Genomic DNA, 19670 nt, shown 5'->3' on the forward strand with positions numbered 1-19670 from the left:
ATTACGAATTTAGAGAGGGAAGGTTCCTCTCCTTATGAGCTTACAAACAGAATACAAACTGCAATGGCCGGAATACCGTATTGAATTCCACCCAAGGCCTCATACTCCGAAAAAGGCCAGTCTTTCTGATCTCTGGCCAGAACTTCGTGCCTTCTTTTCAGGCAATCAGTCTCGTTTTGCAAACTATCTATTCTATTTATCGACCGATTTTTCCGGAGGGTTCAGCCTTTGTTCTATTTTGGGCGAAAATGAAGCCGCCAATCGGTTCCGAGACCCGCAATTGGTGAGTCCATCTTCTTTTCCTCGTCAATCTTTCGACCAAATTTGGGAACTTTGCCAAAATCGTGAATTTGAAGAGATGGAAAGAGAAGATTGGGAACTGATTGGATTTGGACTTTTATACTTAGGAGAGACCGTCCAGTTTCGCAATTGGGTTTTAAAAACCAAAGAATTCTTTGGTCAGACCGACGACAACCGTAGGTTTTTATTTTTACTTGGTTGGGAGACTTCGGAGATTCCTTTTGAAAACTCCATATTGCATATGTTAGTTGAATATGCCAAAGGAAACAAAGATTTTGTTCAATTTAAAACCCTCGCAGATTCAGTGATTTTAGATTCCCATTGGCAGATTGTGGGAGTTCTTTTCCATGCGATGGAAACTGGATGGTTTGTGGGAGAGGATACTTTTCGAGTTTGGAAATTTCTCATTGGATTTTATGATGAATGGGAAGATTGGGAAAAACAAAAATTTCGATTGGTCTCTCTTGGAAAAATTCCTGCTTTTTCTGCCTTACGTTATGCCAAAAGATATTTTCCCGAAGAAACCTTTCTTCATTACCGCGAAGAATTAGAAACAAGTCTTCGTGGGGATTGGGTTCATGAAAGTGGATTTGGATATGAACTCACTCATCAAATGGATCCTTTTATTGAGACTGTAGTTAGGTTTCGAAACGAGGGTGAAGGTTATGAAAATGAATTAAAAAATGAATTACTCATTCGGCCTTATTCTTATTTCATTAACTTACAATTGGCTTCTATCTGTTTTGTGAAAAAAGAGAATCATCAGTTTTTAAACTTTTATAAAAAATCGGGGCGATTGAAGTATTTGCCACTTGCTCTCAATCTATATTGGCGAGTATTAAAAGCCACTGGAGATGAAATTCTATCACATTCAATTGAACGTTCGCTCTCTGCGATGAAGGAATCCACAAACCTTCCAGAAGGTTGGGTATAAGATGCCTCTTTCGCAAGAACAAATTATGGAGCTCTCCAAATTGCAGAAAATGCTAAAGAATTTGGAGAAAATTGAAAGGAATGCCAAAAATGATCTTCAGAAAGAACGAGTGGCTTTTGACATAGAACGGTACAGGCGTCGGATGCAAGAAGTTTCGCCGGAAGGAATTCCAGACAACTTAGAACAAACGATGCGAAATGCAAAAACCAGGGAAGAGAATCCTGAAAACCTCAAACATAAAATTATCTCTCAATATCCGGTGATGAAAGTATCTCCCAATTCGAATGATAGTGAAATCAATCAGATTGGAACACTTGTGAATATTATGGATTTGGAATACATTCCTATTTTGGGAGATGGTCATATCAAGTTTGATTATTCTCATGCCACAGAAAGGGATTCTGTTCTTAAGTATATGGAGAACCTCCGTAGAAATATGAAGATTCTTGTGGAAACAGTAGAGGAATATGCTGCTGCCGACAAACAAGAATTTCGCGAGCAGCTTTCTCGGATGAAAAACAAACAATCCAGAATTTTCATTGCTGAGTCCTTTGAAACCCTTGGTAAATTTCGTGATTTCCTCACAGCGGTAAACCGAGACATCAAAGAAGGGGTAAACGTGATTATGAACATGGAAGAGCCCATCAAATTCAATCCAAGGTTTGAAAAGGCCACCGTTTTGGAAGGTCGTTCGATCATGGAAGGACTTCGTGAATTTCAAGAATTCGCAGAAGAAGCTTGTGATTTGATTCGACTCCCGTCTTTTCGAGGGTAAAAAAACCTTTTCATTCCCGGGGGGAACGAGGACACTGTGAAAAATCACATTCACGGACTCGTAACAGCATGGCATTAGTCAAAAATCAGACCGAAGTTACCAATTCAACTATTGGTGAGAATTCTTACTTCAACGGTAAATTCTTTATCAATGGATCCTTAAAAATTGACGGTAAATTCGAGGGTAAATCCCTCCAAGCCGAACACCTCTATATTGGTGTTACCGGAAAGGTCAAAACCAATATCACTGCTGCCAGTGTCATCGTAGAGGGAATCGTTGTTGGAAACGTCACTGCTAGAAACCGCGTGATGCTCCTTCCTACATCCAAAATTCTAGGAGATATCAAAACTCCAGAACTCATCATCCAAAATGGGGTGATTCTAGAAGGACGTTGTATGATTTCCAACGACCTCAAACATAGTGCAAAAGACCTTATCGAATTGGAATACTCCAAAGATTCTTTAAGTGTTGAGAAGATTTTTGGGAAACAACCAAACGCAAAAGAATAATTGAAAACCATTCTGATTTCGGAAGGCGATCCAACAAGTATCAACTACGAACTTGTGGTTTCTGCCTTCCCGCTCTTGCAATCCTTAGGGAAACACCACCGCATCTACTTCATCCGAGGCTCCCACAACCTCACAGTTCCTAATTTACCTAATTTGACAAAACCTAGTTCCGAACCTGGATTTTATTCTTTTACTTGGTCTGATTCTAAAAAGTCTCGTTCCTTTGTGCTGGGAAAACCTTCCAAAACCTCAGGGAAGATGGCTTATGATTCCTTACTTGCGGCTATGGACTTACAAAAGGAATTGGAAGCGGATCTCATCACCCTTCCTCTTTCAAAAGAGTGGGTGGGAAAATCGGGGATACAGGGATTTCGTGGGCATACGGAAACCTTGGCTGCCTACTACAAAAGACCTACATTTATGATGATGAGTGGAGAAAAACTCAATGTCATTCCTCTCACCACCCACGTACCTCTCAAGGATGTGGTGAAGGAATTAAAGAAGTTTTCTTGGAAGGATCTTGGTTTTGCTCTTTCCCGCTCCCGATTTTTAAAAGACCCAAAAATTGCTTATTTGGGCCTCAACCCTCATGCGGGAGAAGGGGGAAAGATTGGGGATGAAGAATTGACCATTCTTGCTACAGGTGCCAAGACTTTACGAAAAGCAAAGTTTTCTGTAGAAGGCCCTCTTTCAGCAGATTCTGCTTTTTTGCCAGGAGCCAAACCGTACGATTTGTATTTGTCGGGGTATCACGACCAAGGACTCATCCCATTTAAATTGCTTGAAGGGAAGAAGGGAGTTAACATAACCTTAGGACTGGATTTTATTCGTGTGTCCCCCGATCATGGGACTGCCTTTGACATTGCAGGAAAAGGCATTGCAGATCCAACAGGACTTATTTCCTGTTTAGAACGATTAACGGAGAATTAAAAAAGAGATTTCATGACCTTACTAGAAGTCGTTGCCTTTCCGGTTCTTTTTATTTGGTTTGTGGGGCTTTTACTCACTCTCTTCCGTAGAGATTTGGAATCCCATTGGAAGTTTTTTTTCTTTCTCGTGTTTTGTTTTTATTTGGTTCAATTTTTTCCTGAATTTTGGGAAGGGGTGGCTCGTTGGAAAGAAAATCCTAAAGCGGAAGTTCTTCTTTGGATTTCTGCCATGGGAAATTCGATTTATGTATTTTTGTTTTTTCTCTGGCCTCTCGTTCTCATTCGAATTTATTATTCCGCATCCAATAACTTAAGTAAAACCTTGATCCCTGCGCTTGCTTATGGGACGGTTCTGTATTGGGCATTATTTTTTCTTTGGACCATCTATTCTAAAGAATTCAATGTTTGGCTTCATCAAATTTTCACAAATAAATAAATTACAAAGGGCATACAATGGCAGTTCCATTTATAGATATCAAACGATTTGAACCAGGGTTTTTGGACACCTGGAATGAAAAAGTAAAGTCCATGTCGCAAAACGCGCAGTTTATCGGTGGAAACGAAGTTTCTGATTTAGAAGCAGGTCTTGCTTCCTTTGCAGAAACAAAGTATGCGATTGGTTGTGCTAACGGAACGGATGCTTTGCAGCTTGCTCTTCGTGCAGTGGGAGTTGGTCGTGGGGATAAAGTTTTGTTACCTGACTCTACCTTCTGGGCAACCTTCGAAGCGGTTGTGAACGTAGGTGGAGATCCTTACACTATTGATACCAATCCAAATGACTTACAAATGGATTTCCAAGTGTTCCAGGAAGCTGTAGAAAAAGTAAAACCAAAAGCGGCACTTGTGGTGCATCTTTACGGTTGGGGAACAGCAAAGATCGAAGAACTCCGCAAATTCTGTAAAGAAAAGAATGTGGCTCTGATTGAAGATGGGGCTCAGTGTTTTGGAGTGAAGTTTGGTGGAAAGTCTATTTACAAAGATGCACTCATCTCAACGACTTCTTTTTATCCTGCAAAGGTCTTAGGTGCTGCCGGTGATGGTGGTGCTGTATTTACAAATGATGAAGAGTTATCAGTTGTGACACGTCGTCTTGTAAACCATGGAAGAACTTCTCATTACGAACATGGGCTTGTGGGTTGGAACTCAAGACTTGATTCTTTGCAAGCAGCTTTTCTCAATTTATCTTTGAAACACTTACAAGCTAGAATCGACTCTCGAAAAAAATCGCAAAACGTATACTACAAAGAACTTCCAGGTCTTGGGGTTGGAGTGATCCAACCACCAAAAGGTTATGATGAAAATGGATACTGTAACGTTACTTTGGTGGATCCAGAAGTCCGTCCTAAAATCGAAGCCGTATTAAAAGACAAAGGAATTGGATTTGGAAATATTTATCCAGGTGCTATGTCTGACCAACCGGGAGCCAAACCATATTTGATCGAACGATTTGGAAAAGATGGGAATGCGGCTAGAATCTCGAAATCGGTTCTTAACTTTCCACTATTTGCCTATATGACAGATGGTGAATTGGATGAAGTGTTCAGTGCAATCAAAGCATACAACGCAAACAAATAGATAATGGAAAAGTTTAGAGTCGGAGTTTTTCTATTCTTTCTACTCATATTAGCGGTGCTTACTTTTAGTTTGTCTAAAAGTTGGCGCCTTTATGATGATGGGTATGAAGTGACTGTAGAAACTCCCGAATCTAAAGAAAAAGATAATACTCCAGAACCATCTGATAGTTTAGATTTAGAAGATGGAAATGGTAAAATTTATTGGAAACAATACTTTATCTATCCGCACGGCCTTGTGACTGAATCCGGTGGGTTTGGTCCAGACGGGATTCTATCACATGCTAGAAATTTATATTCGATCAATTTAAAAGATGGAAAAATTCAGAAACTCTTTCCTCACGATGTGTATATTTGGGATTTTTTTGTAGGGGACTTCGTTAAAAAAACAGTTTCCAATACCATTGATGATCCGAGAGAAGATGTCTTAAGTTTAGATAAAAAAATCATTATTTTCGCGGTTACGGAAGATAGTAATTTAGATGGGGTTTTAAACTACAAAGACCATAAATTGGTTTATCTTTTTGATCCGGAAACAAGTGGTTTACAGACGGTTTTGCCTTTGGGATTTCACTTCCGGAAACTGATTTATAATTCAGCCAGAAACCATCTAACTTTGATTTTAGGGAAAAATCCCGATAAACAAATAAACAAAAGAAGAAAACTCCCTGAACCAGAAACTAAGCTTCATATTTTTGATTATGACGCTGCTTCCGCCAAGGGAGTTCTGAGTGGATCTTTAGAGTCCATGGTGGCACCTGCAGAAAAACCGTAAGTGCTGGTTCTTTGTGATGGTTTGCCTTATGGCAATTGGCTCATATTATCCAAGTTGAAAAGTACTCCAAATTGAAATCCTACTTGGTCAAATGTTTCTGAAGGGAAAGCACTTGCCTTTAACATTCGTTTGATTCCATGGACTTCTACCGTTAACCCAAATTCGGGAGTGATGTGGTAATTGATTCCTGCTGCGAATCTTCCACTATAACCTACCCCAGGTACCATGGAGCTGTATAGAAAGTTACTATTGTTATTATAAGAACGATAAGAAGTTCTAAAATTTACCAAACCTAATTCGATTCCGAAGTAGGGATCAAATTTATTTTTGGAAAGTATATGGTAGTTAACTCCTAATCCATAAATTTTATCTTCGTAGAAGGTATAGGTTGTGGGAATAGCTTCTAGATATGGACTATATCCATTGGGATTTGTCCGGTCTGGGTATATAAATTGATTCAGCCTTTTCCCATTCACAGCATTACTTGAGAGGGAAGCGGTGAGTCCAATGTGATTTGTGAGCCCATATTCAAAGGCAACTCTTTGTGTACTACCTGTGTTAAACTTACTTTCAGGCAAAGGTATCCCGTTGGGAACGTTTGCCCCACCAATTAGTTTTTTGGGAAGGATTCCCAAATCTGCCTGTGTTTTGAGGGAGTTTTGTAAGGAAGATTCTCTTTTTAATAAACTACCTCCGGTGAAAACAGTGTCTCCTCCAGCAAGGCTTAAGTAAAAACCTCCCGCATAAAAACCAGTAAAGATTTCTTTTTTAGGGGTTTGTGTTTGGGAGAAAACTGGGAATAGAAACCCAGCAATGATAAATGAAATACCGAAAAGGTAACCAATGTTAGTGACTCGTTTCATTGTGAGAAGATTTTAACGGCTGCTTAGTGGCTTGTCAAATATAAAACAACATGATTAGAATATTGGTAAGTTTTAATTAAATTGTAACTATATCAATAAAAAAGCCTTGAGTGGGTCCCAAGGCTTTTTTGTAAGTTAACTAAGTTGTGGCGATTTATCTTATTTGAATTTTAAGACAATGCATCCTTTACTAAGTCTTCTTGTTCTTTAAGGTGTGTGACCACGTGACCACAAGCAGGGCTTGGGAACTCAGATCGACCTGCATAATGCAAACGTTTGTTCTCAGGCATTACGGCTTCGATTCGGTCACGAACAAAGAACCATGCTCCTTGGTTTTTTGGTTCTTCTTGTACCCATACAAATTTTTTCAGTTTTCCGTAACTAGTGATCATTTGTTTGATATGGTTTTCTGGGAACGGGTAAAGTTGTTCGATACGAACCACAGCCACATTTTCCAGTTTTTGGGTATCAATCGCCTTACGAAGATCATAGTAAACTTTTCCGGAACAGAAAAGTAACTTCTCTACTTTTTCTGGTTTTGCTATCGGATCAGGAAGGATCTTTTTAAAAGCTCCTGTTGTGATGTCTTCCAAACTAGAAGCTGCATCTTTCAAACGAAGTAGGGACTTCGGTGTCATGATGATGAGCGGTTTTCTGAAACTTTGTAAGATTTGTCTACGTAGGATATGGAAATACTGTGCCGGTGTGGTTAAGTTTGCCACTTGGATATTGTCCAAAGCACAAAGTTGGAGGAAACGCTCGAGCCTTGCGGAAGAGTGTTCTGGGCCTTGGCCTTCATATCCATGGGGAAGCAAACAAACAAGACCGGACATCCTTTGCCATTTGATTTCCGAACTGGAAATAAACTGGTCAAAGATGACTTGAGCATTGTTTGCAAAGTCACCAAACTGTGCTTCCCACATCACGAGGCTATTCGGATCGGCAAGAGAGTATCCATATTCAAATCCGAGACATGAATATTCAGAAAGAGAAGAGTTTACGATATCGATCTTGGCTTGTTTGTCGCTGATGTGATTGAGGAGGGTGAGTTTTTTCCCATTCACAATGTCGGAAAGAGTCGCATGTCTATGGGAGAAAGTTCCCCTTTGTGCATCTTGTCCCCCAAGTCGGATTGGAAATCCATTTTCTAAAATGGAACCAAAGGAAAGTGACTCTGCAAATCCCCAGTCGATGGGAAGTTCGCCGGCTCCCATTTTTTTACGGTCTTCTAAAACTTTGATATGTTTTGGATTCGCCGTGTATCCTTCTGGAAGTGTTGTGACTGCTTTGACAATCCCACCTAACTGTTGTTGGAGAAGTTGTGTGTGAACATCAGAATCTAGTGGTTCTTTGGTGTATCTAGACCAAACGCCACCCAGAGTGTCTACTGTGATGCGAGTGTCTTTTTCTTTTGCTTGTTGGAAGGAAGTTTCAAGACCTTGTTGGATTCCGTCTTTGATGAATTGGATTTCCTCTGGTGTGATATCTCCCCGTTGTAACAATTTCTCTTCGTAGATGCTGATGGTTTTTGGATGTTTTTTGATGATATCATACATCTGTGGTTGTGTGAAAGTTGGTTCATCCGTTTCGTTATGTCCAAGCCTTCTGTAACAGATAAGGTCGATGATCACATCTTTTTTGAATTTTTGTCTGTATTCTAACGCGAGTTTTGTGACGCGGTAAGTTGCTTCCGGATCATCTCCATTTACGTGGAAAATCGGAACTTGAAATCCTTTGGCAAGGTCAGTTGCATATAAAGTCGATCTGGATTCACTTGGAAGAGTGGTAAATCCAATTTGGTTATTGATCACAATGTGGAAGGTTCCACCCACAGTATAACCATCTAAGTTCATCATGTTGAGAGTTTCTGCCACAACACCTTGTCCTGCAAAGGCAGCATCCCCATGGATGGCCACTGGCATAAACTTAGAACGGTCCATATCTTTTGCCATTTCTTGGCGAGCACGCACCGATCCAAAAATCACAGGGTCAACTGCTTCTAAGTGTGACGGGTTGAAGGCAAGGGAGAGTTTGACTTCTTTCCCGTAATGAGTCATGACATTGTTCGAATACCCAAGATGGTATTTTACGTCTGCATAACCGAGTTGGCCTGGATTCAGTTTTTCTTCAAACTCAGCAAAGATAAGTCCTGCTGGTTTACGGATGATATTTACAAGAACATTCAGCCGGCCACGGTGTGCCATTCCAATGACAAGAGCATCCATTTTATGACCACCTGCTTCTTCCACAAGGGTATCAAGCATGGGGATCATGGTTTCTCCACCTTCGAGAGAAAATCTTTTTTTCCCTACGAATTTTTTGGCGAGGAAGTTTTCAAAACTATCAGCTTGATAAAGTTTTTCAAACAAACGTAAGGCGGTCTTTTTGCTGATAGGTTCGTTATTTGCAAGTGGCTCCATACGGTTTTGTAGCCACTCACGTTCCTCATCATTGACGAGGTAGTAGTGTTCACAACCAATCGATCCACAGTAGGTTTTTTCAAACCAATCGATGACATCTTTTAGTTTGGCTTTTCCTAAATTAGCAACTCCTGAGTCTACTTCTGTTTCCAAGTCACTGGATTTGAGAGCTTTGACTTTGAGATCGATAAATTCGCGGTTGGGTTTGTTGATTCCCAGAGGATCGAGGTTGGCAGCTAAGTGGCCTTGTCTTCTGTAAGCATTGAGGAGGTTGATGATACCGAAATCGCTGAGTGAGGAACCTTTTCTATGTTCTGTGGATGCGTAATTTACATATCCATTCCCGTTGAAACCATTTCCGTTACTTGTTCCATTGCTGGAAACGGAAGTCCTTTCGAGTTCTCCGAAAAAATCAATCCAGTCTTTACTCAGACTTTGCGGATCTTCTTTGAATTGTTTGTAATACTCTTCCAATAATACGACGTTATCGCCGTATAAACTCATCATCTGGTCGGTTGTCATATACTCTCCCTAAAGCAACAAAACAACAGTTATATTAAGAATGGATGGACCATTTAGCGTCGGCATCCATGGCAGCTTCCCGAAGTACTTCGGAAAGAGTGGGGTGGGCATGTGTGGAACGAGCAATGTCTTCTGCACTAGCACCAAATTCAAAAGCAACCGCAGCTTCTGCGATCATGTCGGAAGCCCGAGGGCCTACGATAAACACTCCGAGAAGTTTGTCCGTTTTTTTGTCAGCGATGACTTTGACTTGTCCATCCGTTTCGTTCATGGCTTTTGCACGAGCGTTGGGTTTGAACATGTATTTTCCCACTTTGTATTCAATGCCTTTGGATTTTAATTCTTCTTCTCCAAGACCCACCCAAGCCACTTCTGGCCAAGTGTAAACGATGGAAGGAATGGCTTTGTAATTCACATGGCCATACTTTCCACAAATGAGTTCCGCAACCGCGATCCCTTCGTCTTCCGCTTTGTGAGCGAGCATCGGTCCGTCGACCACGTCCCCAATCGCATAGATATTGGGAATGTTGGTTTGGAATTTATTGAGTTCTACTTTCACACGACCGCGGTCTGTCATTTCGACCCCGATTTCTTTGGCACCAAGGCCATCTGTGTTCGGCCGGCGACCGATGGAAACGAGAACCTTATCTCCTTCGAGGATGGTTTTTTTCCCGTCTTTGCCTTCGATCTCTACTTCTACTTTTTTCCCTTTTACTTTGGCACCGTGCACTTTGGTTTCAAAAAGGAAGTTAATCCCTTGGGCTGTGAGAAGTCTTTCTGATAAACTGGCGATGGCTTGGTCAGTGGTTCCAAAAAGGCGTGGCATGAGTTCCACCACAGTGACTTTGGCACCAAGTCGTAACCAAACGGATCCGAGCTCAAGGCCAATGACCCCAGCACCTACAATGATCAGGTGTTCGGGAACAGAATCGAGACCAATTGCATGGTCAGAAGTGATGATGTTTTTTCCATCCACAGGTAGAGGAGGAATTTCAATCGGTGTAGATCCAGTTGCAATGATGATATTCGTTCCAGAGATGGATTCTTTTTTTCCATCTTCTGCAGTGATCGAAATTTCTGTTTTAGAAACAAAACTTGCATGGCCCAAGTAACGAGTGATTTTATTTTTTTTCATCAGGTAGTCAACACCGGACGTTACTTCACTCACCACTTTGTCTTTACGAGCCATCATCTTTGCAATGTCGATTTTGACATCTTTTACAGAAATTCCATGATCAGCTAATTTATGTTTTGTTTTATGATATTCTTCAGAAGAATCGAGAAGGGCTTTGGAAGGAATACAACCTACGTTGAGGCAAGTCCCACCGAGAGTTTTTCTTTTTTCAATGATGGCTACTTTTTTCCCGAGTTGGGCGGCACGAACGGCCGCTACATAACCACCAGGTCCTCCACCAATGACAATGATATCAAATTGTTCCATAAAACCTTATACCTCAAAGAGGAGTCTAGTTGGGTCCTCTACCATTTCTTTGATTTTGACTAGGAACTGAACTGCTTCTTTTCCATCCACAATTCTATGGTCATAAGAAAGAGCGAGATACATCATAGGGCGAATCACAATTTGGTCATTCACAACTACTGCGCGTTTGACGATATTATGCATTCCGAGGATTCCGGATTGTGGTGGGTTGAGGATTGGTGTCGACATCATCGAACCATAAACTCCTCCGTTCGAAATAGAGAAAGTTCCGCCTTCCATATCTTCGAGAGAGATTTTCCCATCTTTCACTTTGCCGGCAAGTCTTGCGATTTCTTGTTCGACTCCAGCAAAGCTGAGTAGGTCAGCATTACGTACAATCGGAACCACAAGTCCTTTCGGTCCACCGACTGCCACACCGATATCATAGAAGTTTTTGTAGACGATATCTGTTCCACGAATCTCTGCATTGATCGCAGGATAAGCTTTCAGTGCTGCCACAACGGCTTTGGTGAAAAGAGACATGAATCCAAGACCCACACCGTGAGTTTCTTTGAACTTGTCTTTGTATTTACTGCGAAGTTCCATAATCGGAGACATATCTACTTCGTTGAACGTAGTGAGAATGGCTGCCGTATGTTGTGCACTTACTAATCGATTAGCGATTGTTTGGCGAAGTTTTGTCATCGGCACAACGGTTTCTCTTGGGCCGGAGTTTGTCGAAACCACAACTGCTTTTGGAATTTCTGGACTTGCGGCCGCTTTAGGTGCTGCAGCGCTTGCAGCGTTAGCGCCACCTTTTTCCATAAAGAGGATCACATCTTCTTTTGTGATCTGGCCGTTACGACCGGTTCCTGTAATTTTCGATACGTCTAATTTATTTTCTTCGATGAGCTTTTTTGCAGCAGGAGGAAGATCTTCATTCACTTTGCCCGTGTTAGGTTGAGGGGCAGAGGTTTCTGCTTTCGGAGCCGGAGCACTAGAACTTGCTGGTGTAGAAGCCACAGCACCTTCTTCAATGGCGCCAATGATGTCACGCACATGAACCACATCCCCCACCTTTTTGGTGATGGATTTTAAAACCCCAGAAGTGGGAGCGGGAATTTCTAATGAGACTTTGTCTGTTTCTAAAATAGCGAGCACTTCGTCTACTTTTACAGCATCGCCTTCTTTTTTGGTCCAAGCACTGATGGTTGCTTCGGTTACGGATTCCCCCATCTCGGGGACTTTGATTTCTATTGCCATGAAATGTTCCTTAGCAGGTTTTTAGAGAAAAATAGCGTTGTTGAGGAGTGAGATCCCATTTGAATCTAAGACTACGGTAACTCGGCAGAAGGTTAAAACGCAAGCGGAAAAAACGAAAAGGCCTTGAGTTTCAGTTAGATTGCTTTGCCCTTGCAGGTATGATCCGTTCTTTCCAAGGCCATACACCTTCCCTCCACCCTACGGCCTGGGTGGCACCCTCTGCCGATATACTTGGAAAAGTCACAATTGGCGAAGAGTCTTCTATTTGGTTCCAATGCGTACTCCGTGGTGACGTAAATACCATCACCATTGGCAAACATGTGAACATCCAAGATATGACTTTGGTACATGTAGCAAGAGATTTGTATCCTGTGACCATCGGAGATTATGTATCCATCGGCCACCATGCAACCATTCACGGCTGTGTTTTGAAAGACCATAGTTTTGTAGGGATGGGGGCAATGCTTATGGACGATGTCGAGATCGGCGAATGGTCTTTTGTGGGAGCAGGGTCTCTCGTTCCTCCGGGAAAAAAAATTCCACCGGGAGTTCTCATCATGGGAAGCCCCGCAAAAATCATCAGAGACATCACGGAGAAAGACCGCGAAATCATCACCCGCACGGCAAGTAACTACGCTAAGTATAAAGAAAACTATCGAAATGAAGGCATCGGGGGCACATCCCTTTCCTAACAGAAAGGGACCGGGCTATCCGCTCCAATCTTTTGCATCCGCAAAAGGATTTCCGCTTCTATCCCTTGTGCGGGGTTGGGGTTTCTTCGTTCAATCCTTCTAACTCGAAGTAGAAGTGCTTCGGTTCTATACTTGGAAAATGGAATTCTTTGACCACTTCCTTGTAATTGGGGCATTTTAAATGCATTTTGTATTTCGATTCTTTGGACCAAGTTATGTTTTGATAAAATAGAACTCCATTTCTGATTCTGACTTTTGCATGAAAGATAATCTCATTGGGATCTGGAGTGAATCCGACTCCTTTGATCTCTAATAATTTGAAATCCATCTCACATTCACCATCAAATTTTGATAAATAAGATTTTGATTCGATTGTATGTTTGATAAACACATTGTTTTCAATTCGTAAGATTCCGTCACAGGAAAAAAGGAAACCAATGAAAAATAGAATCATTGGACTGGAAATGAACTTTTTTAGTAGTCGAGACTTTAGTAAAAAAATATTCACTGAGCTTACTTCCTTTTACTTTTCCTAATCTTTTTTTTCTACCAAACAAACTGTAGGTTTCTGTTTTCGATATCGATAGTCCGAGGTTCGCCCACGAGCGAAACCACAGGAATTGTCACCACAACCGTAACCAATGGCGTGGGTGGTATCATAATGGGGTTTTGTTAGGCCGACACTTTTTTCATCTTTAAAATAGATTTTTACGTAATCAAAACCCGTAGGCAGGATCAGAACTGGAATAGGGATAATCCAAATCGCGGCACCAATGAAAGTCCACTCGAATCCATCGCGGTAAGCGATATAATCGCAAACCTTGTCGGTTCCCGATTTGGATGGTTCGCCCCATTTGGCAATGATATCTGCTTTTGAATAAACAGGTGGGTTCCGAAAGTCCGTTGCATTTTTGAATTTTTTTCGTTCTTCCGTAATTTCAAAGGATTCGTCTACCCATTCGGTGGAGCCAATTCTGGCTATTCCATAAAAACAGTGAATGGATGTTAGTGAAATCGTTATGAGTGCTGTAAGTAAATGGAATTTCATAATATATTGCCTTAGAAGATTTGTTTAAATCGCAATTCCAGCATAGAAAGAAATAAACATAAATTCGCTTGTTGGTTTGTTGCGATCTCTGAAGATTAATTGGTCGTTGATATAACTGTTTGGTAACCCGTTATAGTATTGTGGATCAAAGGTATAATGTTGGTTTGTTTTTCCTGAACTCATGATTCCGTATTCAAATTCCGTTCCCAGAATGAAATATTCAAAGATTTCCCTTCGATAACCAATTCCCGCGGAAGCAAAGTGGCGATCAGAATAAATCGTACTTTTGGCATAGGGTCTTAACTCCATGTTATTTCCTTGGAATAATAAAAAGTTTTTTTCTTCAATTCTATATCCTTTTTCCAAACCAAAATTTAAACTTCCGTACACATTCCCTCCAAAAAAGTATTGAGTTTTAAAAATGAAATATTCACCTTCCCTAGTTTTTTTGTAGTCTTGAGTCCCTGACGAATTTCTTGGCGATGTATAACTAAGCATACCTTTCTCTTCAGGACTTTCTCCTCGGCTATAAGAAAGGCCCATATATAAATTATTCGTAAGTCCATAAAGTGCTGTGACCGTTTTTTTTTCAGGTCTAGTTCTGAATGGGTATTCAGTATATCTCGCTAGATAAGCTGGTGTTAGATAAATGTGAAACTTTTTTCTTTCCTGGTTTGGATCTGGACTGGCGTCCGGTTCTGCTTGGATTTCTAAAGTTGGCATTATTAGAAATAGAAATAAGATAGTGAATGTATATTTAAATTTTTTCTTCATTTTGTCCTTTGTTTGATTGGTTTTGCTCTTCATCGTTAAGAATTTCTCAAATTCAATTTGTAAAGTATTCTTTTAGATAGTTGTATATATAGATGTCACTATTGTTTACATGAAGAAATTCGCTTCTTGCATCCATTCGTTTTGAAATCACAGTTTTTCGTTTAAATTAACTTATAGGGTTTGACTCCAGAAAATAATAAAGTAGAAAATTATATTCTGTTTTTTGTATGTAATTTAAATTTTTTTAGTAAACTCTTGTTTGTGGGGGTAGTGCCAACTATTTCTCATTATACGATCTACCTTTTTCGGCAGTTGCTTGGGGTTTTTATTTTGGAGTCTTTCGGGAGTCTCATTTTGCCTTTGTTTTTTGCTTTCTGAATTGATCCATCTCGATTCCAATTTTCTCTAGCGAAATGGGCTTTGGGTTATAAAAGGTTTCCCAGGGAACGTCGTTTAGGTGATTCAGCGAGACCGGTTTGTTCTCAAGTTCTTTGCACTTATGGATTGCTTCTGTTTTATTGTATTTGCTATTTTTATTTTTGTAGTAAATGGAATTATTTTCAGTGGTCTCAAGCAAAACAGAAACATTCTTTGTTTGGGATTCTCCAACCCACTCGCCGAGAGGGTTGAACTTTCCTGATTTTAAGTTTGTAAAATGAATTTCTCTGTCATTGAAGTTTAAATTCCCAATTTCAATCACAAGGTTTGTCTGTGAATGTTCGTTACCAAGAGGTTCGTAAATCAAGTGAATGTATAAGTCTCCGATTAAATAATATGGCAAATCTTTGATGTCTTCTGTCGGTACACATTTATATTCCTCTGGATCTAGTTTTGTAAATTCGCTTCCTTGTGTTTTGTCGAAAACTAAATATTCTGCAGAAACAAAGCAGTTTTGATTCTGAACCTTAATCCAGGATTCTTTTTTTAATTCTTGAGGTGGTTTCTCCGTTTGAAAAGAAATGAGTGTTCCAAATGGGAATTTCTGAATGATTTTGGAATTGGTATTTGTATCTTCTCTGCATCGGAGAGAGGAAGCCGTGGTGATGGCATTATAATATTTTAAACCCTGAATACCTTCTTTCGGATGGATGTTACAGCTAATTAATAATAAAATGCAGCTTATATAGAATTTAGGCTTCATGGATTCCCCGGATTTTTATGTGTGTATAAGAGGGGGGAGTGAATTTGAAAGTAAACGAAAATTCTTGGTGATAAAGGGTTAAAAATGATGAAAAGATTCTTCTGATATTTTTAATCCAAGGCTGTTTTCGAAATTAGCAGTCCAACTAGAATCGCCTTTTCTGTGAGTAAACTCTGAGATTGGAAAATTTTCGTCTATTTTTCTTACCTTGGGTTTGCTTCTTTTGGCTGGGGATAAATTGTGATCATTCTCATAATCCGGTTCAAAAGAGATCACTTTGAACGCCGAGGAAAATTCATTGTTGATCGTTCTAATGAATATTTCTTCTTCAATGAAACCATTACGAAAATAAATTTTTAAAAAATATTTTTTTCCAAAATTAATGAAATCATCGCCTTCTACGGGAAGTTTTACATTCCACAAAGTTTTAGTAAAGGAAATGGGGTTGATCGTTGGGAATGTGCCGAGTTGGTATTTTGAAATTTCAAAATAATCTGATTTTTCTTCTGATATAGGGAGATTGTATTCTGTGATGAAAATAGAAACATCATAAACGGGGTACTTACCCTTAAAATTGATGATGAATTGAACCTCATTTGAGTGAATTATTTTTGTTGGTTCGATAAAGACGTAACTATCTCCTCCTGTGATTAAATTACTTAATTGTAAAATTAAGTCATCTTTTTCTCTGATGTTTTTAGAATTCTTTTGTCGTTGGGTAAAGATGGCAAAAACAGCAATTAAAATTGCGCATATACCAATCACTAAAGACCATATGCTTGTATCCAATTTCAATATTCCTTCCGGGGTATAATTTATAATTATATTATTTCTAAATTTCGTTTAACTCTTAATGGTCAGTCCAAGTATAACGCAAAGTAAATGATTGTATTCTCTTTTTTGGAGAACGCAAGGTTTTTATTGGTTATGTTTTTTTTTTGATCTGGTTTCTTGGGATACTTTCTGAATGTCTGTTAGGTGGTGAAAGTGAAGTGGTCTGTATATTTAGAATCAATCTCTTTTCTACGCTCTGTCGCTAATTGTAAATATGGTTTTTTCTAAAACCTTGAAGGTTATTCTCTTTCAGGTGATCTATTTTTTTTGAGTGGAAAATATCTGGAATGATTCTAAAAGATGGGTTATTGTTTCTAATTTAATCCTGTTGACCAGAGGATGAAAATTTTATTTCTTAAAGTCTAAGAGGCTAAATTTGTACACACTCATTCGTTTTGAAGCCGTAGAGCTTGCGCACATCCAAGTAGAAAAGGGAGGAATCAAATCCTTCCCTTGTGGATTTGATTCCTCCAAATATACAATGGAAAAATCATCACAAAGGTTAGATTTGAAAAAAATCCGAGTTGCTGTTGCCAAATCGGCGAATGCAGATTCTGATATTTGCGGAATTTGTGCCGGAGCATTGTATTCCCACTAAATTAGTGAAATTTAGTGGGTTTCCCACTGATGCATTTGTAAAAACAAAAATCATCTCTATCGATAATACTAATATTGGCAAGGAATATATTTGTTAGCCCTTGTCAGCGATAAACAAAATCAAACGCGAGCAGAGTCCAAGAAAAAATGGATGAATGACTTGTGAGTTGATTTCAAAGAAAGCAACATTCATTGATGGACTTGGTCTAAAAAAATGACCTTTTTTGTTTATGAAATATTCTTACCAGAGAGCGATTCATTGAGCAGGGAGATATTCATCTTAATTTCAAACTAAAATCTTTGGTATCTGGTTCATTATCTTAAACAAAGTTTGGTGATCATTTTTGATATACCTTCGTGATTCTCCTTAATCCCAAATTGACAAATATCAATATAGGTTGTGAATAAAAAAATGACAACCTTGTTGCTACAAATTCGTCTATATGAGTTTATAATATGTTAGTTGAGAAGCAAACACTATCGGTTTCAAAGAAAACTCTGGTGTTCTTTCTAAATAACATCCATCATTAAGATTGGGGATAAAAAATTGAAAAATGTAAAAGTGAATTCAGTGGAAAATGTTCTTACCGAATCGGATGTGATCATCTCTCGCACCGATTCCAAAGGTTTGATTACTTATGTGTCTCCAGACTTCGCACGTATTTCTGAATACAGTGCAGAGGAAATGATTGGGAAGCCCCATAACATTGTGAGACATCCCGATATGCCTAAAGTGGTATTTGAAGAGCTTTGGGACTTCATTAAAGCGGGACTTCCTTGGACGGGTGCTGTTAAAAATAGAGCTAAATCAGGAAACTACTATTGGGTGGATGCCACCATCACACCCATCTTAAACGCAGACCACAAAGTAGTGGGTTATGTTTCCGTTCGGAAAAAATTAGTGGATGAAAAAAAAGAATACTACGAACATTTGTATCAAAAAATGGGGAAACGTTCTTTCACTTTTGGTAAAAAAGGGAAGGTAATTAAAAATCTTCGAACTGTTAAGTTCGTCGATACTCTTTTTGTTTTTTTAAGTTCGTTACCGTTTCTTGCTCTATTTATCTTTCAGTCACCAGAATCACCATTGTTTTGTGGGACTTTGTTCCTATTGCAGACAGTGATTTCTTCTTCTTTTGTTTTTATTCTTTCTCGTAAAAATAAAAGGTTACAAAAAGCTACTGAGTCGGTGATCTCTGTTTCATCTGGAAGGTTCCAGTACCCGGATCATTTCAATAATGATAGTCGTGACGAAGTAAAAATCATGTTACTATCTATGAAAAGTATGAGTATTAACCTTTGGGGGATCATCTCTCAAATCCAAAAGGCAACGAATGTTTCCATTCGAATTTCAAAAGAATTGACAGACCTCACAAACCATTTCTTTACATCAACACATTCGATGGCTTCCGGTAGTGAAGAAGCGGCCGCTTGTATGGAGGAACTCACTTCCGCACTTACAAATATCAAACAAATTACGGCAAGTCATTCCGTCATCATGTCGGACATGAAAGATTATATGAATGCAGTGAACCAAAACTTAAATGGAACACAGAGTGCTTTGAAGGGATTGGGCGAATTGTCTGCTAGATCTACAGAAAAAGCTGATTTAGGAAAGAAGAAAATTGCTGATTCCTTGGAAGGAATTGAGGCAATTAAAGAAGTTTCGAATAAAATTTTGAATATAGTATCTATTATCACTGAAATTGCTGATCGAACCAACTTACTTTCATTAAATGCATCCATTGAAGCTGCACGTGCCGGTCATGTAGGTGCAGGATTTGCCATTGTCGCAAAAGAAATGATGAATTTAAATGAACAAATTGGTGTTTCTGCCGAAGAGATAAAAACCTATGTAGATGAAACAATGTCAGTGATTCGCGATACATCCACCAAAGTAAAGGATGCATCTTTAGAAATTTTTTCTTCATCAGATATGTTTTATGAAATGAAATCCATTTTAAATAAGGTTTCTGCTTCTTTGTATCACGATTTACAGGAGTCAACACGAGTGAAGTTGAAGTTGGAATCGGTGGAAGATCAGGTAAAACAAATCGATCATTCTGTTTTAGAAGCAAATTTAGCTGCCAAACAGATCTCCAATATCCTTCTTGGATTGTCAGAACAAGCGCAAGTCATTGCTTTTAAATCGGAAACTTTACATGAAAAAAGTAGTCTAGTAGTTTCCGAACCTAAAAAGATAATGGATTTGGTAGAACATTATCATACAGGGAAAACGGAAGTTTTGGAAATCACAGCCTAACTAAGATTTGAGATAAGAGCCTGCTCCCAGGTTACGTAGA

The 19670-nt window shown here is 39.4% G+C and carries 19 protein-coding genes; 10 read left to right on the plus strand and 9 right to left on the minus strand.

What is annotated here, in order from left to right; genetic code table 11:
* The first annotated feature begins 34 nt into the window (after positions 1-34).
* From CH361_RS14365 to CH361_RS14395, 7 genes are all read left to right on the plus strand, one after another.
* Positions 35-1234, plus strand: coding sequence for an LBF_1011 family protein (locus tag CH361_RS14365; RefSeq protein ID WP_100791491.1), 1200 nt, complete (start codon positions 35-37; stop codon positions 1232-1234).
* A gap of 1 nt (position 1235) precedes the next feature.
* A complete protein-coding gene (locus CH361_RS14370; RefSeq protein ID WP_100791492.1) occupies positions 1236-2009 on the plus strand; it encodes a hypothetical protein in 774 nt (257 codons plus the stop codon).
* 68 nt (positions 2010-2077) lie between these two features.
* Entirely contained in the window at positions 2078-2518 is a 441-nt protein-coding gene (locus tag CH361_RS14375; RefSeq protein ID WP_002973191.1) for a bactofilin family protein, read from the plus strand.
* Positions 2519-3448 carry a PdxA family dehydrogenase gene (locus CH361_RS14380; protein ID WP_100791493.1) on the plus strand — a complete coding sequence of 310 codons (930 nt, stop codon included), beginning with the start codon at positions 2519-2521 and terminating at the stop codon, positions 3446-3448.
* 12 nt (positions 3449-3460) lie between these two features.
* On the plus strand, positions 3461-3883 hold the full coding sequence (locus CH361_RS14385) for a hypothetical protein (protein ID WP_100791494.1): 423 nt from the start codon (positions 3461-3463) through the stop codon (positions 3881-3883).
* Positions 3884-3900: 17 nt separating this feature from the next.
* Positions 3901-5022: a DegT/DnrJ/EryC1/StrS aminotransferase family protein gene (locus tag CH361_RS14390; protein ID WP_100791495.1), complete on the plus strand. Its 1122-nt coding sequence runs from the start codon at positions 3901-3903 to the stop codon at positions 5020-5022.
* 3 nt (positions 5023-5025) lie between these two features.
* The gene (locus CH361_RS14395) at positions 5026-5793 is read left to right on the plus strand and encodes a hypothetical protein (protein WP_208861444.1); all 768 of its coding nucleotides are present in this window, start codon (positions 5026-5028) and stop codon (positions 5791-5793) included.
* A 26-nt stretch (positions 5794-5819) separates the two neighbouring features.
* Here CH361_RS14395 and CH361_RS14400 read toward each other — a convergent pair whose 3' ends face one another.
* The 4 genes from CH361_RS14400 to odhB form a co-directional block, all read right to left on the minus strand.
* Positions 5820-6656: a hypothetical protein gene (locus CH361_RS14400; RefSeq protein WP_100791497.1), complete on the minus strand. Its 837-nt coding sequence runs from the start codon at positions 6654-6656 to the stop codon at positions 5820-5822.
* A 170-nt stretch (positions 6657-6826) separates the two neighbouring features.
* Positions 6827-9598, minus strand: coding sequence for a 2-oxoglutarate dehydrogenase E1 component (locus tag CH361_RS14405; RefSeq protein ID WP_100791498.1), 2772 nt, complete (start codon positions 9596-9598; stop codon positions 6827-6829).
* Positions 9599-9632: 34 nt separating this feature from the next.
* Positions 9633-11039 carry a dihydrolipoyl dehydrogenase gene (lpdA, locus tag CH361_RS14410; RefSeq protein WP_100791499.1) on the minus strand — a complete coding sequence of 469 codons (1407 nt, stop codon included), beginning with the start codon at positions 11037-11039 and terminating at the stop codon, positions 9633-9635.
* A gap of 6 nt (positions 11040-11045) precedes the next feature.
* On the minus strand, positions 11046-12281 hold the full coding sequence (odhB, locus tag CH361_RS14415) for a 2-oxoglutarate dehydrogenase complex dihydrolipoyllysine-residue succinyltransferase (protein ID WP_100791500.1): 1236 nt from the start codon (positions 12279-12281) through the stop codon (positions 11046-11048).
* A 158-nt stretch (positions 12282-12439) separates the two neighbouring features.
* On the opposite strand from odhB, the gene CH361_RS14420 reads away from it, so the two are divergent.
* On the plus strand, positions 12440-12973 hold the full coding sequence (locus CH361_RS14420) for a gamma carbonic anhydrase family protein (protein WP_100791501.1): 534 nt from the start codon (positions 12440-12442) through the stop codon (positions 12971-12973).
* 58 nt (positions 12974-13031) lie between these two features.
* Here CH361_RS14420 and CH361_RS14425 read toward each other — a convergent pair whose 3' ends face one another.
* The 5 genes from CH361_RS14425 to CH361_RS14445 all read right to left on the minus strand — a co-directional run bounded on the left by CH361_RS14425 (position 13032) and on the right by CH361_RS14445 (position 16725).
* Positions 13032-13427: a hypothetical protein gene (locus CH361_RS14425; RefSeq protein WP_125232070.1), complete on the minus strand. Its 396-nt coding sequence runs from the start codon at positions 13425-13427 to the stop codon at positions 13032-13034.
* Positions 13428-13505: 78 nt separating this feature from the next.
* Positions 13506-14021 carry a hypothetical protein gene (locus CH361_RS14430; RefSeq protein ID WP_244279895.1) on the minus strand — a complete coding sequence of 172 codons (516 nt, stop codon included), beginning with the start codon at positions 14019-14021 and terminating at the stop codon, positions 13506-13508.
* 24 nt (positions 14022-14045) lie between these two features.
* The gene (locus tag CH361_RS14435; RefSeq protein WP_100791544.1) at positions 14046-14795 is read right to left on the minus strand and encodes a hypothetical protein; all 750 of its coding nucleotides are present in this window, start codon (positions 14793-14795) and stop codon (positions 14046-14048) included.
* 349 nt (positions 14796-15144) lie between these two features.
* Positions 15145-15936, minus strand: coding sequence for a hypothetical protein (locus CH361_RS14440; protein ID WP_100791504.1), 792 nt, complete (start codon positions 15934-15936; stop codon positions 15145-15147).
* Positions 15937-16014: 78 nt separating this feature from the next.
* The gene (locus tag CH361_RS14445) at positions 16015-16725 is read right to left on the minus strand and encodes a hypothetical protein (RefSeq protein WP_125232071.1); all 711 of its coding nucleotides are present in this window, start codon (positions 16723-16725) and stop codon (positions 16015-16017) included.
* Between the two features lie 421 nt (positions 16726-17146).
* On the opposite strand from CH361_RS14445, the gene CH361_RS14450 reads away from it, so the two are divergent.
* Both CH361_RS14450 and CH361_RS14455 read left to right on the plus strand, forming a co-directional pair.
* A complete protein-coding gene (locus CH361_RS14450; RefSeq protein WP_100791506.1) occupies positions 17147-17368 on the plus strand; it encodes a hypothetical protein in 222 nt (73 codons plus the stop codon).
* Between the two features lie 546 nt (positions 17369-17914).
* Positions 17915-19630 carry a methyl-accepting chemotaxis protein gene (locus CH361_RS14455; RefSeq protein WP_208861445.1) on the plus strand — a complete coding sequence of 572 codons (1716 nt, stop codon included), beginning with the start codon at positions 17915-17917 and terminating at the stop codon, positions 19628-19630.
* The last annotated feature ends 40 nt before the right edge of the window (positions 19631-19670 follow it).

This window comes from Leptospira brenneri (assembly GCF_002812125.1).
GTDB lineage: Bacteria > Spirochaetota > Leptospiria > Leptospirales > Leptospiraceae > Leptospira_A > Leptospira_A brenneri.

Coding starts and splice junctions, on each gene's coding strand:
- CH361_RS14385 (WP_100791494.1), top strand. CDS start 3,461: ATGACCTTACTAGAAGTCGTTGCCTTTCCGGTTCTTTTTATTTGGTTT.
- CH361_RS14435 (WP_100791544.1), bottom strand. CDS start 14,795: ATGAAGAAAAAATTTAAATATACATTCACTATCTTATTTCTATTTCTA.
- CH361_RS14405 (WP_100791498.1), bottom strand. CDS start 9,598: ATGACAACCGACCAGATGATGAGTTTATACGGCGATAACGTCGTATTA.
- CH361_RS14400 (WP_100791497.1), bottom strand. CDS start 6,656: ATGAAACGAGTCACTAACATTGGTTACCTTTTCGGTATTTCATTTATC.
- CH361_RS14370 (WP_100791492.1), top strand. CDS start 1,236: ATGCCTCTTTCGCAAGAACAAATTATGGAGCTCTCCAAATTGCAGAAA.
- CH361_RS14430 (WP_244279895.1), bottom strand. CDS start 14,021: ATGAAATTCCATTTACTTACAGCACTCATAACGATTTCACTAACATCC.
- CH361_RS14375 (WP_002973191.1), top strand. CDS start 2,078: ATGGCATTAGTCAAAAATCAGACCGAAGTTACCAATTCAACTATTGGT.
- CH361_RS14440 (WP_100791504.1), bottom strand. CDS start 15,936: ATGAAGCCTAAATTCTATATAAGCTGCATTTTATTATTAATTAGCTGT.
- CH361_RS14365 (WP_100791491.1), top strand. CDS start 35: ATGAGCTTACAAACAGAATACAAACTGCAATGGCCGGAATACCGTATT.
- lpdA (WP_100791499.1), bottom strand. CDS start 11,039: ATGGAACAATTTGATATCATTGTCATTGGTGGAGGACCTGGTGGTTAT.
- CH361_RS14425 (WP_125232070.1), bottom strand. CDS start 13,427: ATGATTCTATTTTTCATTGGTTTCCTTTTTTCCTGTGACGGAATCTTA.
- CH361_RS14390 (WP_100791495.1), top strand. CDS start 3,901: ATGGCAGTTCCATTTATAGATATCAAACGATTTGAACCAGGGTTTTTG.
- CH361_RS14420 (WP_100791501.1), top strand. CDS start 12,440: ATGATCCGTTCTTTCCAAGGCCATACACCTTCCCTCCACCCTACGGCC.
- odhB (WP_100791500.1), bottom strand. CDS start 12,281: ATGGCAATAGAAATCAAAGTCCCCGAGATGGGGGAATCCGTAACCGAA.
- CH361_RS14395 (WP_208861444.1), top strand. CDS start 5,026: ATGGAAAAGTTTAGAGTCGGAGTTTTTCTATTCTTTCTACTCATATTA.